The 14,801-nt window shown below is 31.7% G+C and carries 14 protein-coding genes; 9 read left to right on the forward strand and 5 right to left on the reverse strand.

Annotated elements, in window-relative coordinates; all coding sequences use genetic code 11:
• Positions 1-23: 23 nt before the first annotated feature.
• Positions 24-1,052, reverse strand: a complete 1,029-nt coding sequence (locus tag Q0975_RS23405) for a hypothetical protein (RefSeq protein ID WP_299441532.1) — start codon at positions 1,050-1,052, stop codon at positions 24-26.
• 207 nt (positions 1,053-1,259) lie between these two features.
• Here Q0975_RS23405 and Q0975_RS23410 point away from each other — a divergent pair, with 207 nt between their 5' ends.
• From Q0975_RS23410 to Q0975_RS23445, 8 genes are all read left to right on the forward strand, one after another.
• Complete coding sequence (locus tag Q0975_RS23410; RefSeq protein WP_299441534.1) at positions 1,260-1,982, forward strand: hypothetical protein; 723 nt, start codon at positions 1,260-1,262, stop codon at positions 1,980-1,982.
• 2 nt (positions 1,983-1,984) lie between these two features.
• On the forward strand, positions 1,985-2,371 hold the full coding sequence (locus Q0975_RS23415; RefSeq protein WP_299441537.1) for a hypothetical protein: 387 nt from the start codon (positions 1,985-1,987) through the stop codon (positions 2,369-2,371).
• A gap of 169 nt (positions 2,372-2,540) precedes the next feature.
• Positions 2,541-3,638: an acyl-CoA desaturase gene (locus Q0975_RS23420; RefSeq protein ID WP_299441540.1), complete on the forward strand. Its 1,098-nt coding sequence runs from the start codon at positions 2,541-2,543 to the stop codon at positions 3,636-3,638.
• Entirely contained in the window at positions 3,628-4,680 is a 1,053-nt protein-coding gene (locus tag Q0975_RS23425; RefSeq protein ID WP_299441542.1) for a fatty acid desaturase, read from the forward strand. Before Q0975_RS23420 ends, Q0975_RS23425 begins: the two co-directional genes overlap by 11 nt.
• 197 nt (positions 4,681-4,877) lie before the next feature.
• On the forward strand, positions 4,878-6,074 hold the full coding sequence (locus Q0975_RS23430) for an aminotransferase class I/II-fold pyridoxal phosphate-dependent enzyme (protein ID WP_299441545.1): 1,197 nt from the start codon (positions 4,878-4,880) through the stop codon (positions 6,072-6,074).
• A gap of 8 nt (positions 6,075-6,082) precedes the next feature.
• The gene (locus Q0975_RS23435) at positions 6,083-7,144 is read left to right on the forward strand and encodes an acyl-CoA desaturase (RefSeq protein WP_299441548.1); all 1,062 of its coding nucleotides are present in this window, start codon (positions 6,083-6,085) and stop codon (positions 7,142-7,144) included.
• The gene (locus tag Q0975_RS23440; protein WP_299441551.1) at positions 7,131-7,748 is read left to right on the forward strand and encodes a hypothetical protein; all 618 of its coding nucleotides are present in this window, start codon (positions 7,131-7,133) and stop codon (positions 7,746-7,748) included. Before Q0975_RS23435 ends, Q0975_RS23440 begins: the two co-directional genes overlap by 14 nt.
• Positions 7,749-7,887: 139 nt before the next feature.
• Positions 7,888-8,460: a hypothetical protein gene (locus Q0975_RS23445; RefSeq protein ID WP_299441554.1), complete on the forward strand. Its 573-nt coding sequence runs from the start codon at positions 7,888-7,890 to the stop codon at positions 8,458-8,460.
• A gap of 72 nt (positions 8,461-8,532) precedes the next feature.
• Here Q0975_RS23445 and Q0975_RS23450 read toward each other — a convergent pair whose 3' ends face one another.
• The 3 genes from Q0975_RS23450 to rpsO form a co-directional block, all read right to left on the reverse strand.
• The gene (locus Q0975_RS23450; RefSeq protein WP_299441557.1) at positions 8,533-10,311 is read right to left on the reverse strand and encodes a chondroitinase-B domain-containing protein; all 1,779 of its coding nucleotides are present in this window, start codon (positions 10,309-10,311) and stop codon (positions 8,533-8,535) included.
• Positions 10,312-10,468: 157 nt separating this feature from the next.
• Positions 10,469-12,670: a polyribonucleotide nucleotidyltransferase gene (locus Q0975_RS23455; protein WP_299441560.1), complete on the reverse strand. Its 2,202-nt coding sequence runs from the start codon at positions 12,668-12,670 to the stop codon at positions 10,469-10,471.
• A 253-nt stretch (positions 12,671-12,923) separates the two neighbouring features.
• On the reverse strand, positions 12,924-13,193 hold the full coding sequence (rpsO, locus tag Q0975_RS23460) for a 30S ribosomal protein S15 (protein ID WP_299441563.1): 270 nt from the start codon (positions 13,191-13,193) through the stop codon (positions 12,924-12,926).
• Between the two features lie 163 nt (positions 13,194-13,356).
• On the opposite strand from rpsO, the gene Q0975_RS23465 reads away from it, so the two are divergent.
• Positions 13,357-14,187 (forward strand): hypothetical protein, encoded by an 831-nt coding sequence (locus tag Q0975_RS23465; protein WP_299441566.1) that lies wholly within the window; start codon positions 13,357-13,359, stop codon positions 14,185-14,187.
• A gap of 76 nt (positions 14,188-14,263) precedes the next feature.
• Here the strand turns inward: Q0975_RS23465 and Q0975_RS23470 are convergent, their stop codons facing one another.
• Positions 14,264-14,749 carry a hypothetical protein gene (locus tag Q0975_RS23470; RefSeq protein ID WP_299441569.1) on the reverse strand — a complete coding sequence of 162 codons (486 nt, stop codon included), beginning with the start codon at positions 14,747-14,749 and terminating at the stop codon, positions 14,264-14,266.
• Positions 14,750-14,801 lie beyond the last annotated feature (52 nt).

Consider the following 14,801-nt stretch of genomic DNA (forward strand, 5'->3'; position numbering starts at 1 on the left):
GGGATGATACTTATTTTAATGATTTAGTTGTCATCACAGGATTCTTTGAGTAATACGATTCTTGTGATTTCGGAGGTTCCTGTTACAGTATTATTGATTAATACAAAAATGATCTGAGGGTTCATACTAGTATTATAACCGGATGTTGGTAGTGGATTTATTTGTTGTTCTACATTATCTATAGTTTCATAGAATGATAATTGGAGGTCTGGGATTTCCGTAGTTTCTCTAAATGATATTATACAATCTATATAATTGTCAAAGACAAATTGAGTTTCACTGCCGTTTTCAGAGATACACTCTCTGAATTCTACATAATCGCAGTTGTTTTCAATAGTACAGTTCTTTTGTATAATGAAACTATGTTCTTGATTGTCTATTTGGATAGTGTTTTCATCTATGATAGTTGCTTCCCAATCAAAATTCCAGTTCTCTCCAATATCAGAATTTTCTTCTAAGTGAATATTTAAGTGTAATTGTTCTTCAATATAAAAGGGTATCCAAGAGGTTCTGTAGGCATTTCCATCGTGGTAAAATATACCCGTTCCGTCGGAATAAAAATCAAACTTGGAGTCATTATATTGGTTTTCTGGAGAAATTGATTCAATATTCCAGATACAATCGCTTTCTAATAAGCTATTGCAATATGAAATTATTTGATTTTCAATACAAGCCTCTATTGCCTCTTTTAACTCTAGATTATTATTAATATTTAGAGTGCCATCATCGGTGGTTCCAGAAATGGGGTAGCTTAATCCTATTGCACTCTCATCTTCCATTCCACCTAAAAGCGAAACAAACTCTCGATTGTTACCTATTAATATACTTTCTGTGATTTCATTGTTATTATTATATAGGTATACGTTAAATGGATAAATAAAAGTTAAGCATACTACTTCAGAATTTTCTGGAGAAGCTTCAGAAATAGCTTTAAGATCACTGTATAGCTCAGAGTTTACATCAATTTTTTCAACTGATAATTCAAAAGATTCATTTTCGCAGGATGCAAATAATATACAAAGTACGAGGATTATTTTTCGTATTTTTTTCATGACTATGTTTTTATATGGATTCACCCAATTAGACTGGATACATATAAAAGGTTGCGTACTGAAGAAAAATAAATTCTTTTCAAGTAAAGCAAACTGTTTGGTTTTGCGTTTATCGCAAAAAAATAATTTTCTATTCGCGATTATTGCCTTTTGTGTTGCTATTATCGCAATAGTTTTGACTTGTTGAATTTTTTAAAAACAAGAAAAATGAAAAACAAAATAGTAGTATTAGTAATGTTGTTATTTTCGATAATAGCTATTGGACAGGAGCATAAGTCAGATGCTATTTCAGGAAAAGTGAAGTCATTTAGTTTTTCTCCTATTCATTCTAATGTGTCGCAAGTCAATGGGTTGGTAGTTGGAATTGGTCATTACGAAAATAAAAAGATAGAACATCAAAGAATTAACGGTGTTAATGTAGAGGCTTTGCACATAATGCCGTTGTTGATTGTGCCACTTCGAATTGATATTCCTATCAATTCAATATATATGGGACTAATCTATAATGAGCGATCAGATTTTTACTTTCTTGAGGATTATGAGCGAGATACATATCTATCAATGAATGGCTTTAATCTCAGCGTTGGAGGTTTTATTGGGGGAGCCAATCTGAATGGTTTAAATATTTCTTTAGGATCTATGACTAATGAAGCTAATGGAGTTTCAATAGCTCCTGTTATCAACACTTCTAAAGTTTTTAATGGGCTTCAAATTTCGGCTTTAGCAAATTTTTCGGATACCGGAAAAGGGATGCAATTAGGGATATCCAATGTATCTGAAAATTTAAAAGGAATCCAAATAGGTGTTTTTAACAAGACTGTTGATCAACGAGGTTTTCAATTTGGTCTTTGGAATAGAAACGCAAGAAGATCATTGCCTTTTATCAACTGGCAATTTTCTAAAAAGAAAGTGAAATCAAAAACATCTTAATTATGAAAATCACGAGCAACTTAAGCATCGAAGGGGATTATGGATTCGAGGCATTTTATGTACTTACTGGAGACTTGGTTGGTCTTATTCCAGTAAAAGAAAAACTATATACACGTATTAAACTATTGGATAATAAAACCTTAAAAATTAGTTTAATGAAATCGGAAACTCAAAAAATTACAAAATGTATAAAAGGATCTCTTCGGGATGGGATTTTTAGTATATCATCTAGTAATAGGGTAATTTCGATACTGTCATTTATTAAACATTGGCGGACTCAAAAAATAAGTGTACGTTCTGGAAAAGAACAACTGTTGATTTTTTTATCGAAAACAGGAAGTGTACAATTAGGAGTTTTTAGAGATCTTACTTCGTCTAAGAAAAAATAATATTCAAAGAATGATACTAACTCGAAGAAACACAATCTTAATCTTCGAGTTGGATTATTTGTTTATCTAACTAATCATACCAACAAATAAGTATTACAATCGAGATACCAAATCAAATATTTTTGGTCATCACGCTACTATTGATATGTCAAATTTTAAATGAATAATTATGAAAAAAATAAAATTTTCAAAGGATGAGGGTTCAGCGTTTTATAAAGAACTTAATGAGCGAATTAGAAATTATTTTGAAGATAATGGTATAGATAAAACGGGAAATAGAAAGATGGTTTTTAAAATAACTATGTATTTTACATTGGTCGCTTTGTTTTATTTTTTGATGCTTACTTCATCGAGCCTAACTACATTCTTTACTTTCTATATTAGTCTTGGGGTATCTGTGCTGTTAAATGCATTTAATGTTTCTCATGACGCTGCACATGGAGTTGCTGTAAAAAGTAAATTCTGGAATAAACTATTATTTCAACTAAGCTTTAATTTACAAGGAAACAATGCATATGTATGGGGCAAAAATCATAATGAATCTCACCATTTATATACTAATATAGAAGGAAGTGATATAGACGTTCTAAATAACCCTTTAGTAAGAATGACAACAGGACAAAATTTAAGATGGTATCATAAATTTCAATACTTGTATGTTCCGTTTTTATACCTGTTTTATTCGCTTAATTGGTTTTTGTTTAGAGAGTTTTTAATGATTTTTAATCGCTCTAGCAGAACTATTAAGGTGACTATTCCTACTTGGGAAATCGTTAAACTGGTGTTTTTTAAGATAGCTTATGTGATCTATATGATTGTTGTTCCTAGTATCTTATTACCATTTGGTTGGGAGTATATTTTGATTGCGTTTCTGTTAAATCATTTTTTAGTATCCATACTATTTACAGCGGTATTAGGAGTGTCACATTTATCAGATTACGTAGCACATCCTGAACCAGATGCTGAAGGAAGACTTAATATGAGCTGGCCCAAGTTACAAATGTGTACTTCTGTAGATTATAATGTGGATAGTACTTTTTTGAATTGGACGTTAGGTGGTTTTAATGCACACGCATTGCATCATTTGCTGCCTAATATCTGTCATATACACTATATCAAATTACTACCCATATTTAGAGAAGTGGCGAAAAAATATGGCGTGACATATATGGAGATGTCATATGATCAAGCCTTGAAATCGCATTTTAGATTTCTAAAGAAAATGGGAACGCAAATAGAATTTAAATCCGTTACTTATGAAATCTAAACATATTTATAATAAATCTCATGCGGCATTGTTTCTTTCCATTCAGAATGAGATTAACAGTAAACTAAATTTCTGTCCTAATCGGTTTCGAAATAGGATTATTTCTAAAGGTATGGTTTACCTGATTTTAACGTTGATTACTTATATAGGTTTGTATACTATAAGTCATCCATACCTGTTGATAGTAACTTATGTTATGTATGGGCTGATTTCCTTATTATTTGCATTTAATTTTGCTCATGACTTTTCGCATAATACTATTTTTAGAAGTAAGAAACTTAATCATAATTGTTTTGTGTTATTATATACTATAGTAGGAGCACATGCGGAAGCTTGGAAAGATAGACATGTAAAATCTCATCACCACGCTCCTAATGTAGAGGGGTATGATACGGATCTAGAAATAACAAATTTAATTCGAGTAGTCCCTGGAAGCCCTGTAAAATGGTTTCATAGGTTTCAACATTGGTATGCGCCATTTTTATACATCACCTATTCTTTATTTTGGGTATTTATCAAAGATTTTAAAATTTTCTTCGATAAAACTATAACTGGTAAAACTAATACTATTCGATATAAATTTTCTTTTTGGGTTCAAAAGATCTTTTATATCCTATACTTAGTGATATTACCATTGATATTCATAGATCATACTTGGGATATAATTTTGATGGGGTTTTTGATAATGCATGCAGTGCAATCATTGTTTTTATTATTTACGTTTTTTATGACACATCATATTGAAGGTGTAATGTATCCAAAAACAGATAGTTTTGGGTTTATAAGAACCTCTTGGTTAATGAATCAAATACAAAGTTCTAATGATTTTTATCCTTTTAGTAGTTTAGCTAATTTCATTTTTGGAGGATTCAATAATCATATAGCACACCATCTTTTTCCTCATATCCATCATATATACTACCCGAAACTTAATAAAATTCTATATAAAATGTTGATTGGAAACGATATAAAACCCAATCAAACTACTTATTTAGGCGGAGTTATATCACATCTATCCCATTTAAAGCAGTTAGGGAAGTAGTAGGAATTCTGATTTTGCAATTATCACAATGATAAATTTTCATCTTTGCGTTTTTGACAATTAGAGTCGATGCATTGCTTGTATGTTTAGGCTACTAAACAATACTATTAAGTGAATCGAAGAAAAATGATTGGGATTTTTAAATACAAATAGAGTTAGCTAGTGACGATTCACAATTAGTTTTTTAAAACTTTATAATGGATATTTTTGACAGAATACAACTCGATATTGGACCTATAGGGAAATTTCAAAGTATGGCAGAAGGTAACTTTGTGTTTCCTAAACTTGAAGGACAAATCTCTAATCATATTTTTTTTAATAACAAGAAGTTAATTTGTTGGAGTTATAACAATTATTTGGGATTAGCAGGTTCGAGCGAGATTAATGAAATAGATGCTTTTGCACAGCAAAAATGGGGAATGACCTATCCTATGGGATCTAGAATGATGACTGGTGACACCTCTTTACATGATGAGTTTGAAAGCAATATCGCTGACTTTATACATATGGAAAAAGCATTACTGCTTAATTTCGGATATCAAGGAATGCTATCTGTTATTGATTCATTATTGTCTCCAAATGATGTAGTTATTTCTGATAAACAATGTCATGCTTGTATAATTGATGGAATAAGATTACACCGAGGAGAAAGGTTAATTTTTGAACATAATGATATTGATAACTTAGAACAGAAACTAAAGGTAGCCGAAAAAATTGTACAAAAAACAAAAGGAGGTATCCTTGTTATTACCGAGGGTGTATTTAGCATGTCTGGTGCACAAGGTAAACTGAAAGAGATCTGTTCTTTGAAATCTAAATACGATTTTAGACTCTTGGTAGATGACGCTCACGGATTTGGAGTAATGGGTCCGCAAGGTAATGGGACCGTTTGTGCGCATGGTTTAGAAGAAAAAGTTGACCTATATTTTACAACTTTTACGAAGTCCATGGCATCTTTTGGGGCAGTTATAGCCGGTAAGAAAGAGATTGTGAACTATTTCAAATATAATTTACGTTCTCAAATGTTTTCTAAATCATTACCAATGCCGATAGTTTATGGGTTAAATAAAAGATTAGAAATTATTAAAAGAGCTCATGATAAAAGAAAAAAATTATTTGAAATAACAGACCTGATGCAAGAAGGTTTAAAAAATAGAAACCTTCTTTCTAATGAGGTTGATAGTTATATTACACCTATTTATTTTAATATAAAATTGGAAGATGTACTTAATCTTCAGAAAGAATTGGTTTATGATCATGGAGTTTTTTGCTCTGTAATTATTTATCCTGTTGTACCTAAGGGAGATGTTATTTTTCGTTTAACCCCAACTAGCTTGCATACAAGAGAAGATGTTGATCATACACTGAAATCGTATGATGCTGTATTTAAATAGTAAATAAAATGAAAACAAAAGTAACGTTTCCTAAAGAACCAGATTTCTTTTATAAAGATGTTTGTGAAGAGATTAGAGATTATTTTGAGGCTAATAATATTAATAAGTATGGTAATGGTTCTCTTATATGGAAGTATTTACTGTTAAAAATCATATTTATCATTTGTTATTTACTGATTTTTTATTTTCAGAATGGTTATAGTTTGTTTTTATGTTTTGTTGTTCTAGGTCCTTTAAGTATTATTCTGGCAATAAATATTTCTCATGATGCCATTCATGGTGTAGCACATTCTAATAAACTAATTAACTCATATTTTATGATACAAATGGATTTAATTGGTGCAAATTCATATGTTTGGAAAAAGAGACACCAATTTGGACATCATACATTTCCTAACACTTTAGGAAAGGATCCCGATTTAACACAAACAGAGATAGTTAAAATTCTGCCGAAAGCAGTACATAGATTTTATCATCGGTTTCAGCATATATATGTGCCCTTTTTGTACTCTTTATACACGATAAATTGGATATATATTCGGGATTTTACCGATTTTTTTTCAAAAAAATCCTTAATAAAAAATATTCCTATTAAAGAGTATATAAAGCTTGTAGCTTTTAAATTATTATATATTACTATTTTTATTCTATTTCCACTTTTTTTTACATCGTTATCAATAACCCAAGTATTGTTTGGTAATTTATTGTTGCATGTTTCCGCAAGTTACTTTTTAACGTTAGCACTGGTGCCTTCTCATGTTTCAGAAAATTCAGTTTTTGTAACGCCAGATTACAATGGTAAAATGCCTTATTCTTGGGCACATCATCAAGTAAAAACGACGACAGATTTTGCTACAAACAGTTACATGACAACATGGATATTAGGAGGCTTTAACCACCATATTGCTCATCATCTTTTTCCAAATTTTTCTCATGTTCATTATCCTAAAATGACTCCGATTATAAAGCGATTGGCCCAAAAATATGAACTAGGATACAATCATGAAAGTAGTGCTTTGCGTGCATATGTATCACATTATAATTTATTAAAAAACAATGGAAAAAAATAAACTGCAATTTTCTGATGCTGAAATATTACATTACAAAAAGTTAATTAGTAATAGATTTGTTGAAAACCCAAGAATGTCTTTGTTGTTTAATAAGGATAAAAAAAGTTTTAAAAAGAACATTTTTAACTTAGTTAATTACTGTTTCCATGTAGCTTTAAGAGTGAATGGTGTTTATGTTGCTAAGAACAAGAAAACAATTGTACTGTTTTATCAGAATAATAAACTAAAAAAGACTTTTAGTGATTATTGTCGATACTTTAATGTAATTAAAGGGATTTCAATTTTAAATTTGAAAAATATATTGAGTAATGAAAAAGAAATAAAAAAACATAAATTAAAATTAGACAATTATATATATGTTTGGTTCATTGCACAGGAAGAAGGCTATGGTAAATTAGATGGATTACATGAAATTAACCAAATGCTTTTTAAGCTCTCTAGCACAACCAAATTACCCATTCTTTTTGAGACCTCAGATATTAGATTAATACGTTTTTATAAACACGTGGGTTTTGATGTGTATAAAGAACTCGTATGTGATAAAGAAACTATTTATTTTTTTGCGGACAAAAAAACTTTAGAAAATTGTTTTCGTAGTTTATAGTAAGTTTTAGAATATAATAAATGTTTGTGGAGGATTAAATTTTTAATTTCGGTTATCGTAAATGTAAATTTTTTTAACAATTGAGCTTTACGAATTGAATGTATGTTTAAATCACTGAACAATTTTAAATAATTTAATTATGAATAGAAGATTACAACTAGTTATATTAATCTTATTATGTATTACCTCTATTGATTCGTATTCTCAAGAAAAAAATGCCAGATTTAATTTAGGAGGAGGTTTGTCAATTACAGAAAATGTTCAGGGAATTTATTTGTTAGGTCAGATTGAATACAAAAGGAATGTATTCCAATTAAGATTTAGTAATGGAGAGAATATTTTTGAAACAGATGAACCTAACTTTTTTTTAAATAGTATAGGAGAGAATACCTTTTTTTATATTACAGATTTCTCCTTGCTTTATGGGTATGATTTTTTGAAAAGTAATAGGTATAACCTTGTGGTAAGTACTGGAATATTATACTCTTTTGGAAAATATCGAGATGATTGTAGTCAAAGATTCAATAATAGTACAATATGCGAAGAATATAATGATGATAGTTTTAGTTCTATCGGATTACCTACTAAACTGTCCTTTGTTTATAAAACCAAAAAGAGAATTGGAATTGAGATTAGCGGATTTTATAATTTTTTTAAGTATGATTATTATGGAGGAACAATAGGTGTTATTGTCGATATATCTAAAAGATAGGTGTCTAACAAAAGAGGAGTTATCCTTTTTTGATAACTCCTCTTTTAAAAGTATAAAATCAAGTTGTTATTTCTACTGAATCACAAAACGTCCATAGACTCCTTGTACTTTTGCAATATATGTTCCGCTGCTCAAGTTGTCAGTTTCTATTTGACCAAGCTTACTATCAATCTGTTTTTTAAGAACAACTCTTCCTCTTAGGTCACGTACTTCTATAGTGCCAATAATATCATTTGATTGGATCGTAATATGTTGATTTTTTGAAGGGATAGGATACATAATTATTCCTTTGCTGGTGAAAGTGTTTTCTTCTATATTTAGAATAAATTCGGGAGCAGCAAACCCAACTTTTTTGCCAACATCATCTATGGTATAAGGTAGCCTTGTTCCATTTGCTCCAAACTCTTCAGCACCAGCATCATAATTAGAGGATCTGTTTCCGTCTAATATGTCTTTGTCTAAAAATGAATAGGTTCCTATTCCTGCATTAATTGCCGGACTTCCGGTTGCTAGTCTATAAAAATCAGTTCCACTAATTAATAAGCCTGAAGATACTGTTTGATTATTATCAACTCCGTTTGTTAGATCCCAAGATCCGTTTTGTGTAATATTACCTTCATATTTGGATGTAGCTCCGATAGGATTTGTTTGTTCGTCAACTGCATTTTCGCTGGTGTTGATCATAATATTATTAGCGATAACAAGATTTTCAGGTGCTAAAGTTAAATCATTACCTACGTTTGTTCCTATTCTAAATCCGTAGTCACAATTTACAAAAGTATTATTGACAATAGTTGCATCGATTACCTGATAGTATCCATTGAGGGCAGAATTAGGGCGTCCATTAGAAACATTAATTGCTCCAGCTGTCTTAGTAGTACCTCCTGTTGGTTTTTCAGAATTTACTCCTTCAATATAATTATTGTAAATTTTATGACCTTCACCAATTACTCTAACTCCTCCTGAAAATTGTCTATTATCAGCAAAAAAATAATTGTTATAAACTTCGCAGTTATCGCCATGTCTTAGTGTAAGCGTCCCTTGATAGTTTTTAAAAGTATTGTTGTAGTATTTGTTTTCACCACTTTTATTAGAAATAATCTCCACTTCTCCCGACCAATTATAAAAGAAGTTGTCATATACTTCTGTGTTTGATGGATGTAAAGAGGTGCTACTATTTCCAATTCTTATTGCATCTTGATCGTTATCTTGATTTACTTCGCGTATTGGGGTACGATCGGCAAAGTAATTATGGTGTATTTTAGTGAAATCAGGTTCAGCAAACTCTGTAGACGTGGAATTTCTATTATCATTAATGATACTTCCTATACCGTGTTTACCAATAAAAGAACTATAACTAATTTCGTTATATTGCCCATAGACAAGAATCCACTTAAAAGTTAAGGTCTCTTGAGAAGAAGTGCCGTTATAGCTGTCAATTTTGATATTAGTAATCGTACAATGATCACATTCATCTTTATTAGAATCTCTGAATTGTAGTATAGGATCCAAATCATCTCCATCATCTGGTAGGTTAGAAGGGTTTTGGAAAACTACACCTTCAAAAACAATATAAGAACCTCCCATTTTGACATGTGAATTACCTTCAAAAAATACAGATCCCACAGTTTGCGCTTTAATTGTAATGGGATTTGATTGAGTTCCATTCTTATTTATATCAATATCAACGTTTGTCCAGGTTCCATTGGAAAGGGTTATGGTCGTGCCAGCGGATGCATTTGCAATTGCATTTTGTAGTTCAGTGTTATTATTTACGGTCTGTGCGTAGGCGCTGCCGAAGAAAAATATCCACAATACTAGGTTGAAAAGATTTAGGTACTTTTTTTTCATGATTTAGGGCTTTACTCTTTATTTTAAATTGGTTAACCAAATTGGTCAACCAAACAAATATACTATTCATTTTTGTAAAATCCATATTTTTTATAAAAAACAAAAACGCCTTCAAATATATTGAAGGCGTTTTTACTGTAATTATAAGAGTATATTACTAATCTCTTTTATCATTATTTCTTGGTTTTCTATCACCTCTAGGCTTGTCATCTCTTGACTTATCACCTTCTGGTCTTGGAGGTCTAGGCAATAACGCTTTTCTAGAAACCTTCTCTTTACGAGTTCTAGAGTCTATACCGAAATATTTTACATCCATAACGTCGCCCATATTAACAACATCACTAACATTTTCAGTACGTTCCCAGGCTAATTCAGATACGTGCAGTAATACTTCGTTACCAGGAGCATCCATATATTCTACTACAGCACCAAAATCTAACATTTTTACTACCTTCACTTCGTATATACTACCCACAACTGGTTTGAATAATATAGCATCTATTTTTGCTTCTACAGCGGCGATACCTTCATTACCAACACCTAAAATTTCTACAATACCTTCTTCTGTTACTGGATCTTCATTAATTACAATGGTAGTTCCAGTTTCTTTTTGCATTTCTTGTATTACTTTTCCACCAGGTCCAATTAGTGCTCCAATAAATTCATTTGGAATACGTCTTGTAACCATTTTCGGAGAATGTGGTTTCACATCTGCAGCAGGAGCCGCGATAGTGTCCGTTAATTTCTCTAAAATATGTAAACGACCATCACGAGCTTGTTTTAGTGCATTCACTAAAATTTCATATGATAATCCTTTTACTTTGATATCCATTTGGCAAGCCGTAATACCATCTGCAGTACCTGTAACTTTGAAATCCATATCTCCTAAGTGATCTTCATCACCTAAAATATCAGATAAAACAGCATACTTTCCAGATTCTGCGTCAGAAATTAATCCCATTGCAATACCAGAAACAGGTTTTATCATTTGCACACCAGCATCCATTAATGCCATGGTACCAGAACAAACTGTTGCCATAGAAGATGAACCGTTAGATTCTAATACTTCAGATACAATTCTTACAGTATAAGGACAATCCTCAGGAATCATTCCTTTTAATGCACGTTGTGCTAAGTTACCATGTCCAACTTCTCTTCGTGATGTTCCTCTAATTGGGCGTGCTTCACCAGTACAAAAAGGAGGGAAGTTATAGTGTAAATAGAAACGTTCTTCACCTTCGTGAGATGGCATATCTATTTGGTTTGAATCTCTAGATGTTCCTAAAGTTACTGTGGCTAAAGCTTGAGTTTCTCCACGTGTAAAGATAGAAGAACCATGAGTTGATGGTAAGTAATCTATTTCACACCAAATAGGTCTAATTTCATCTGTCTTACGACCATCTAAACGTAATCCTTGATTTAAGGTTAAATCACGAATGGCAGCTTTTTCAGCTTTGCGGTAATATTTAGATACTAAATCACCAAAGTCTTCTAATTCTTCTTCAGAAAACGTAGCTTTTATTTCTTCTTTTATTTCTTCAAATGCAGCACTTCTTTCATGCTTGGCAGATCCAGCTTTTGCAATTGCATACACTTTATCATAAGCCATGTCATGAATTTTTTTGGCTAAATCTTCTTCTTCTCTTTCACCTTCATATTCACGAACTTCTTTCTTTCCAAATGCTTCTGCTAATTTTACTTGAGCAGCACATTGTACTTTAATAGCTTCATGAGCAAATTTAATTGCATCGGCCATTTCTTCTTCAGAAATCTCATCCATTTCACCTTCTACCATCATTACTGAATCAGCAGAAGCTCCAATCATCATATCAAGATCAGATTCTAATAATTGAGCACGTGTTGGGTTGATAACAAACTCACCATTTACACGACCAACTCTTGCTTCAGAGATTGGGCATTCAAAAGGAAAATCTGATAGTTGAATAGCAGCAGAAGCTGCTAAACCTGCCATTGCATCTGGCATTACGTCTTCATCATGAGACATTAATTGAATCATCACCTGAGTTTCAGAATGATAATCTTTTGGGAATAATGGACGTAATACACGATCCACTAAACGCATCGTCAATACTTCACCATCACTTGGTCTTGCTTCTCTTTTAAAGAAACCACCAGGGTAACGTCCAGCAGCAGCAAATTTTTCTCTGTAATCTACCGTTAATGGTAAAAAGTCTACAGGACTTTGTTTGTAATTAGACACTACCGTACATAGTAGCATACATTTACCTGATTGTACAACAACAGATCCATGTGCCTGTTTTGCTAATTTTCCGGTTTCGATAGAAATTTCTCTACCATCACCGAGGTCTATGACCTCTCTATAAACTTTTGGAATCATATTTTTTTTTGATTCTAATCCTATTGGAGTAACTAACATTGCATACGTTAATTACCTACCTATAGGTTTTATTAAACATTGGTTTCCGTCTTACTCGGACGGACAAGGTTGTGTTGTTGTAGTTGTTGTGCGACCAATGAAAAACTAAGGCATTCATTTTAACCTTCTACAAGTCAAAATGTTTTATTTATAATTTCACTAAATATGAAATAAGTATAATTAAAAAGAGAGGCACACGGCCTCTCTTTTTTGATTATTTTCTTAATCCTAATTCTTTTACAATTGCACGATATCTCATAATATCTTTTTTAGTAAGATAATCTAAAAGATCTCTGCGCTTACCAACAAGCTTTACCAATGAACGCTCTGTATTGTAATCCTTACGATTCTTCTTTAAGTGTTCAGTTAAGTGTGTAATTCTGTGAGTAAACAATGCAATTTGTCCTTCTGCTGAACCGGAATCGTTTTTTCCTTTTCCGTGTTTTGCGAAGATTTCTTCTTTAACTTCTTTTGTTAAATACATTCCAATATTATTTAAATGATTTTTATGTATAAATAGCATTCTGCTATCAGCGTGCAAATATAGTATTTTTTAGGTTAGAAATGCTTTTTACGAAAAAAACATTTTGCATTAAACCTTTTCTAAATAAGTAAGTCCTAGAAGAGTAACATTAAAAATTAAGATAATGAAGAACAACATTTTAAAATTTGGTTTGATTGCATTCTGTTCAGTAGTTTTAGTAGGATGTAATAGTGAAGAGTTAACGGATCAAGTATCTATAGATGATATTGATAGTGAAGAAGCAGTCCTTACAGCGAAGATTGACGATGGTTCTGAGGTACTAAGTGATCTTACATTACAAGGTTTTGAAGATGAAGAAGGTTTAGCTAAAGTTGGTAACAATCGTTTTTTACCTGATTGTGCTACAGTAACGATAGAATTAACGAATACTTCAAAAAATGTAACTATTGATTTTGGTACAGAAGGTTGTGAGATAAGAAGCGGTCATATCGTAAAAGGAAAGATTCTTATGTCATATGAGTTAAATGTAGAAGCGATGTCTTTGGTGATTAACTATAGTCTGGAAGATTTCTTTATTGATGATTTGCAATTTGCTGGTTCCAGGACAATCACTAGGCTTAAAGCTAATGATAATGGTAATCCTCAGTATTCAATGAATCTAGATTTTATGGTAACATTTGCAGATGGTACGCAAGCTTCTAGAACCGGCTCCAAAACTCGTGAATGGATAGAAGGAGCATTCAATGGTAATTGGGGAGACAATGTTTTCTTGATTACAGGTTCCTGGGAAACTAATTTTGCTAATGGTACTATGCATAGTACTACTATTACTACGCCTTTACGACGTGAAGCTAGCTGTAGGTTTTTGGTTAGTGGTGTAGTAGAGTTGGTAAGAACTAGCTTTAGTGGAGCATTAGATTATGGAGATGAATCTTGTGATAATAAAGCTGTATTTACGAATACAGAAGGAGAAGAAAGAGAGATTTTCTTATAGAACATATTAGAGGATACATTAAAAAGCCCGATATTTTTTTTAATATCGGGCTTTTTGGCATTCCAATAATTATAGGTTAATTTATTTGCTGGATTTCGAAATGTCCGGTAGTCTGAACAGTAGGATTTCCTTGTAAATTTCCAAAATAAGTAAAGGTCAATCTTTCGATAGGATCTTCTTTGGTTCCATCAAACTCAATTTCATATTGCTCTGTACCAAGTGCAGAACCGTAGTTCAAAAAGATACTTGCAGCATCAAAAACTCCTCCAGTACTATTATTAGTATATGTCCAGCTTTCTGTTGGTAGTGTGTTGAGTTCTGAAGATCCTTGTACTACACTAGAACTTATAAACCGATACGTTACTTGACTGGCTACAGCAAGGTTGCCTGGATTAGAAACAGTGGTCGTATTAAAAAAAGTAATTTGATAACTAAACAACTCTTCTGGTAAAATAGAAGTCAGATCATCGTCAGAAGAAAACTCATCTTCATCACAAGAATAAAAAAAAGTTAAGGTTAATAGTAAAGATAATTTTAGGGTAGTCCGTAAAAATTTTTTCATAATACACAGGTTTTTGTTTTCCAAACTGAATTTATAGAATTATCTATGACAA

The organism is uncultured Aquimarina sp. (assembly GCF_947500065.1).
In the GTDB taxonomy this organism is placed as follows: Bacteria; Bacteroidota; Bacteroidia; order Flavobacteriales; family Flavobacteriaceae; genus Aquimarina.